Source organism: Desulforudis sp. DRI-14, assembly GCF_052618305.1.
Map to the genome: position 1 here is coordinate 1 of NZ_JBQXEZ010000041.1, position 6,067 is coordinate 6,067.

A 6,067-nucleotide genomic window follows, 5' to 3' on the forward strand; every position below is an offset into this window, starting at 1 on the left:
GTCGCTTGCGGGGATAAACCCAGACCCGAATAGCAAGGGCCGTTTTTCAGGGTAGTGTTCCTTGTTTTTGGCGGACAAGGGTCGTGTTCTTTTGTTACCTATGTAGACCTTCTTGTTGGCGGCGGATTACTTCTTGGAAGTCGTAGTCCGGAAGAAGACGCTTCTTGTTCTTCATTTCCTGCCAGATTTGTTCGCCTTCGTAAGCCGTAATAATGTTGGGGACCCACAGAAATGATGCCAGGCAGTCATTATCAAAGACGACAGGGTATCGAAGGCTAGTCATCTTCGGTCTCCCCGCCGAACAGGACGTCTTCCAGTCCGGCTTCCAGAAGCAACTCTTCGTATTTCCCTCGTGAGATCAGGTCCCGGTCGAGAGCCTCCCGCGCTTTCTCGGCATAATCCGACATTACCCAGTAGTCAGCAGTGGTTTTGTACAGACTGGTATCGTAGCCTAATTCTCTTGCCACACGGGTAATCCCGTCTTTCCATTGTTCCGCTTGATGGTTGGAGATTTTACCCATTTGTTGCAGGCGGATGAGCATTGCTTGGTGACTGATGCCGAAATACTGCTCCAGAAAAACGCAGTCGGCAAGGGAAACCGGTCTGAACGGTTTTTGGCGCTTGTTAAGTAGGTAGTCTATTGCTTGGTCGGGAGCCAAAAAGTGACATGCGAACAAATCTGCCTCTTTTTCAATGGGAGATTTAGGGTTGTGCAAGCCTATTTCGCAAATCTGCCCGGTAAGAGCTTCGTGATAGAGTAGATGGCACAATTCGCGGGCAGCGGTGAAATGCTGGTGGCCACGGCTACGATTAGTATTGATAAGGATGATTCGTACATCATTGTTCTGCACAAAAAGCCCGGAAACGTTAGAGGCCAAAGGACGACCAATGATCGAGACGTTTAGAATGCTGCGGAGGATGTTCAGGACATTTACTGACTCATTGGCGCTGACTCCGAGCCTATTTCGAGCTTCAATGGTGCGGGTCTTGGCATCTTCGGCCATTCCCATCTAGGATTTGCCTCCCAAAAGTGAGTTAAGATAGCGAAGGTTCTTGGCAAACCGGTTGACAAGAGCAATCTTTTCATGGGATCTCGCGGATATGAGTGTTATAAGGCAAAGGCCGAAATGGGACGAGCTTACCGGCGAGTGGAGGATTTTCTGTTTTAATTCGGGAAAAGAAAGAATACTAAAGTGATTGCAGGCGGTGAAACGGTTGCATATCGGTCCCTTGGTTCTGGAAAACCCCGTGGTGGCCGCGCCCATGGCCGGCGTCACCGACAAGGCCTTTCGCCTGCTGGCCCGGGAAATGGGCTGCGCTTTAACCTTTACGGAGATGATCTCCGACCAGGCCCTCCTGTTCGGCAGCCGCAAGACCCTGGAGATGCTGGACATCGAGGGCGAGCACCCCATCGCCGTGCAGCTCTTCGGCTCGCGGCCGCACGACCTGGCCCTGGCCGCCCGCCTTGCGGCTCAGGCAGGCGCTGACATCATCGACCTGAACATGGGGTGCCCGACGCCGAAGATCGTCAAGAACGGTGAAGGGGCGGCCTTGATGCGGGACCCGCGCCTGGCCGCGGACATCGTCGCCGCGGTGATCGACGCCGTCCCGCTGCCGGTCACCGTAAAGATGCGCCGGGGCTGGGACCCGGATTCCCCGGACGCGGTGGAGGTGGCCGGCGCCGTGGCGGAGGCGGGGGCGTCGGCGGTCACCGTGCACGGCCGCTACCGGAGCGAGTTCTACAGCGGCCGCGCCGACTGGGGCGTCATCCGGGCGGTCAAGGAAGCGGTGGACGTGCCGGTGATCGGCAACGGCGACGTTTGGACGGCGGTAGACGCCCGGCGCATGCTGGACGAGACGGGCTGCGACGGGGTCATGATCGGGCGGGCGGCGCGGGGGTACCCCTGGATCTACCGGGAGGCCGTCCACTACTTGGCCGCCGGGGAACTGCTGCCGCCTCCGCCGGCGGAGGAACGGGTGGCTATGGCCCTCCGCCACCTGGATCTCCTGATGCTCTACAAAGGAGAAAAAACGGCCGTCTTGCAGATGCGCAAGCATGCCGCCTGGTACAGCCGCGGCCTGCGCGGCGCGGCCCGCCTCAGGGTGCAGCTGCACCGGGCCGAGAGCGCCGAGCAACTTCGCGCAATGATCGAGGCGCTCCTATAAATTTGTTTTGCCGGTACAAGATTGAGAAAGGCGACTCTTGCCTAGAAGTTGGAAATAGATATAGAATTGATTAAGTCTGCCCGCTTTTTGCATAACCTAACCGGTGACTGATTTGGGAGGCTAAAAGTATTTGGAGCGTTTTGCGTTTGTCATTCACCCTTTATCTGTAGAAGACGTTGCCCGTAAGTTTAAGTTTGCCAGGTACCTGCCCCAGCGCTGGGTCGAAAAAGGCATCAGCATGCTGCCGCCGCTTAAGACAAGCCATATTACCGGCATTCGCTCCGCGGCGGACCCGGCCAACGAGATCGAAGGCTGGCTGGTCGGGTGCCCCCTCACCGCGCGCCAGATCATGACCCTGCCCAAGGAGTTCGTCCTCGAAAAGGTCGTGCAGACCGGCAGGCTGGCCGAGCGTCTTGGGGCGAGAATTCTCGGCCTGGGAGCCTTTACCAAGGTGGTGGGGGATGCCGGGATTTCTGTCGCCAAGCGCCTGCATATACCGGTAACTACGGGGAACAGCTATACCGTCGCCACCGCCATCGAGGGCACCAGGGAAGCCGCCGGGATGATGGGCCACCGCATGGAAGAGGCGGAGGTGGTTGTCGTGGGTGCTACAGGCGCCATCGGCTCGGTTTGCGCCCAGATCCTGGCCAGGGAAGCCAAGAGCCTCACGATTGTGGGCCGGGACACCGGCAAGCTGGAACTGCTCGGTCAGAAAATCCTCTACGACAGCGGACTAGCGGTAAGGGTGACCTCCGACCTGAAAGCGGCCCTGCGCCGGGCCGACGTGGTGATCACTGTTACCAGCGCCGTGGACGCCATTATCGAGCCCGAAGACTTGAAGACCGGCGCCGTGGTCTGCGACGTGGCCCGCCCGCGTGACGTTTCCCGCCGTGTGGTGGAGAAACGCGATGACGTCCTGGTTATCGAGGGCGGAGTGGTTATTCCGCCGGGGGACGTGGATTTCCACTTCAACTTCGGTTTTCCGCCGAAAACGTGTTACGCCTGCATGGCCGAAACCATGATCCTGGCCCTTGAGAAGAGGTTTGAAAGCTACACCTTAGGCCGGGAGCTTACCGTCCGCCAGGTCGAGGAGATCGCCGGCCTCGCCCGCAAACACGGGTTCAGGCTGGCCGGGTTCCGCAGCTTCGAACGCGCCGTAACGCCCCAGACCATCGAACAGATCAGGGCCAACGCTCAAGCGCGCCGTATTCTTGACAAGGGTCATGCCGGTCATTATAATTGATGCAAAGTAAAACAGGAATGAGGGGCACTGCGGGCGGCATAAATGCAGTGCCTAAAACTTTGTCTTTTGCATATTGTTCATAGTGCGTTGCGATATCAGGCACTGGGTTTGAAGGAGCGGTTAGTCATATGAAAGAAAAAGAAGTCATCCTGACCGTTACGGGTCTGAAGAAACTCGAGGAACAATTGGAGCATTTGAAATCGGTGCGTCGCAGGGAGGTAGCCGACCGCATCCGGCAGGCCATAGATTTCGGAGACATCTCCGAGAATTCCGAGTACGAGGACGCCAAGAACGAGCAGGCCTTCATCGAGGGCCAGATCATCGAGCTGGAAAAGATGCTGCGCAACGCCAAGGTCATCGACGCCACCGACGTCGATACCGCGGAAGTCAGCATCGGTTCGACGGTGCGGCTGGAAGACCAGACCAACGGCGGCGAACTCGAGTTCACGATCGTCGGCTCGATGGAGTCCGACCCGAGCGCCAACAGGATTTCCAACGAATCCCCCGTGGGCAAGGCCCTTATGGGCAAAACGACCGGCAGTATCGTCGAGGTGGAGGTACCGGTGGGCGTCCTCAAGTACAAGATCTTGGACATTCAGCGCGCGTCGCTGTAAAAAGGGCGCTAAGCATTAAACATCGGGCGTCAGAAGACTTTAGGACGTCAGACTTATCATCGGAATCGGCCCGGGCCGATTCCTTCATCTTGTTTTGCAGCTTAAGGCTTGGTGCTTATAGCTTGTTTTGGAGGTACAGATGGACAGGGTGCACGAACAACAGCTGGACTTGTCTGAACTGGAGAGGGTGAGGAGGGACAAGCTGGCCGAGCTGCGACAGGAGGGGATCAAACCCTACGGCGGAAGGTTCGAGCGCACGCATTTGGCCAGGGAGGTCGTCGACAACTTTGAAACCCTGGATGGGCGGACGGTCAGCTTGGCCGGACGGTTAACGGCCAGGCGCGGTCACGGCAAGGCGACCTTTGCCGATCTCCGGGACGGCTCGGGCAGGGTTCAGATTTATGTGCGGCTGGATGTCGTCGGGGACGAAGCGTATGAGTTGTTCAAGAAGCTGGATATCGGCGACATTATCGGTCTTGAGGGGTCGGTCTTTAAAACCCGCATGGGTGAGGTCAGCGTCAATGTGTCCGGCTTTACGCTTTTGAGCAAGTCGCTGCGTCCGCTGCCGGAAAAATGGCACGGACTCAAGGATGTCGAGTTGCGTTACCGGCAGCGTTACCTTGACTTGATCGTCAACCCCGAGACAAAGGACACCTTCGTCACCCGTTCCAGGGTCCTGCAGTTGATGCGCCGCTTCCTTGACGAAAGGGGCTTCCTTGAAGTCGAGACCCCGATGATGCAGCCCCTGGCGGGAGGCGCCGCCGCCCGGCCCTTCAAGACCTACCACAACGCCCTGGACATGCCGCTGTACTTGCGCATCGCCCCCGAACTGTACCTGAAGCGCCTGCTGGTCGGGGGGATGGAGAAGGTCTACGAGATCAACCGCAACTTCCGCAACGAGGGGATCTCGACCCGCCACAACCCGGAGTTCACCATGCTCGAACTCTACGAGGCTTATTCCGATTACATCGGGATGATGGAACTGACAGAGGAACTGATCACCTACGTTGTGGAGGAGGCAACGGGAACCCTGGTGCTGCCTTACGGGGATATGGAGATCGACTACCGGCGGCCCTGGACCCGGATGACGATGCTTGAGGCCGTCGGGAAGCACGCGGGGATCGATTTCAGCCGGCTTTCGGGGCAGGAAGCGGTCAACATCGTGAAGGCCAAACTCAAGGATGCCAATATAACGGTCGAAGCCCTTCCCGGGACTTGGGGAGAGGCTCTCAACACGGCCTTTGAAGAATTTGTCGAGGACAAGCTCGTTCAGCCTACCTTTATTTACGACTACCCCATCGAAATTTCGCCGCTGGCCAAGAAGAAGGATGACGACCCCCGTCTGACCTATCGCTTTGAGCTGATCATCGCCGGGCGCGAGCTGGCCAACGCTTTTTCGGAACTCAACGACCCGGTCGACCAGAAAGAGCGCTTCATGTCTCAACTGGCCAAGCGCCAGCGCGGTGACGAAGAGGCTCACGCCTACGACGAGGATTACGTCATCGCCCTCGAACACGGCATGCCTCCGGCCGGCGGCCTGGGCATCGGGATCGACCGCCTGGTCATGCTCATAACCAACAAACAATCGATAAGAGACGTCATATTGTTCCCGTTACTGCGCCCACGGGAAATGGGAAGCGAGAGGTGAGAAGTCAGAGGTGAGATCGATCTGTAGGATACATACTTCCAACTTCCCACATCCCACCTCGGGAAATGGGAAGCGAGGAAGCGAGAGGTGAGAAGGCCTTGACACGGTCAAATCCTGCATGCTATATTAGGACTTGCGGCAAGAATACCGATGCGCAAACCAATTTGACCAGGAAGTACTAGTTGACATCAACGCCGCGCACATTATAAAATAAGTTTTGTCGCTGTCCGGCATTCAACTTGGGGAGTCAAATGGCAGACAGGACTGACCTGATAGCGTCCCGAGGGCGACGGTTGGTTTTGGGTGCAGGTGGTTCTTCGAGTTGAGTGCTGGATGGCGGCGAGAGAGAGAATGGGTGGTCTTTGAAAACTGAACAGTGGCTAAGCGTTGCTGAGC

Annotated in this window: 6 protein-coding genes; 4 read left to right on the forward strand and 2 right to left on the reverse strand. The window is 57.5% G+C overall.

The features are described 5' to 3' along the window. Nucleotides 1–94: 94 nt before the first annotated feature. Complete coding sequence (locus tag ACUM6F_RS12520; protein WP_425620772.1) at nt 95–283, reverse strand: hypothetical protein; 189 nt, start codon at nt 281–283, stop codon at nt 95–97. Continuing rightward, a complete protein-coding gene (locus ACUM6F_RS12525; RefSeq protein WP_445349452.1) occupies nt 276–1,010 on the reverse strand; it encodes an ImmA/IrrE family metallo-endopeptidase in 735 nt (244 codons plus the stop codon). Before ACUM6F_RS12525 ends, ACUM6F_RS12520 begins: the two co-directional genes overlap by 8 nt. Nucleotides 1,011–1,206: 196 nt before the next feature. Here ACUM6F_RS12525 and dusB point away from each other — a divergent pair, with 196 nt between their 5' ends. From dusB to lysS, 4 genes are all read left to right on the forward strand, one after another. After that, nucleotides 1,207–2,166, forward strand: a complete 960-nt coding sequence (gene dusB, locus ACUM6F_RS12530; RefSeq protein WP_445349453.1) for a tRNA dihydrouridine synthase DusB — start codon at nt 1,207–1,209, stop codon at nt 2,164–2,166. 130 nt (nt 2,167–2,296) lie between these two features. After that, nucleotides 2,297–3,409, forward strand: a complete 1,113-nt coding sequence (locus ACUM6F_RS12535) for a shikimate dehydrogenase (protein WP_425620775.1) — start codon at nt 2,297–2,299, stop codon at nt 3,407–3,409. Nucleotides 3,410–3,537: 128 nt separating this feature from the next. Beyond that, nucleotides 3,538–4,023 (forward strand): transcription elongation factor GreA, encoded by a 486-nt coding sequence (gene greA, locus ACUM6F_RS12540; RefSeq protein WP_425620776.1) that lies wholly within the window; start codon nt 3,538–3,540, stop codon nt 4,021–4,023. Nucleotides 4,024–4,162: 139 nt separating this feature from the next. Continuing rightward, nucleotides 4,163–5,671, forward strand: a complete 1,509-nt coding sequence (lysS, locus tag ACUM6F_RS12545) for a lysine--tRNA ligase (RefSeq protein WP_425620777.1) — start codon at nt 4,163–4,165, stop codon at nt 5,669–5,671. Nucleotides 5,672–6,067: the final 396 nt, after the last annotated feature.

Bases quoted from the DNA above. Each gene is read 5' to 3' on its own strand.
- lysS (WP_425620777.1), top strand. From the start codon at position 4,163: ATGGACAGGGTGCACGAACAACAGCTGGACTTGTCTGAACTGGAGAGG.
- ACUM6F_RS12525 (WP_445349452.1), bottom strand. From the start codon at position 1,010: ATGGGAATGGCCGAAGATGCCAAGACCCGCACCATTGAAGCTCGAAAT.
- greA (WP_425620776.1), top strand. From the start codon at position 3,538: ATGAAAGAAAAAGAAGTCATCCTGACCGTTACGGGTCTGAAGAAACTC.
- ACUM6F_RS12520 (WP_425620772.1), bottom strand. From the start codon at position 283: ATGACTAGCCTTCGATACCCTGTCGTCTTTGATAATGACTGCCTGGCA.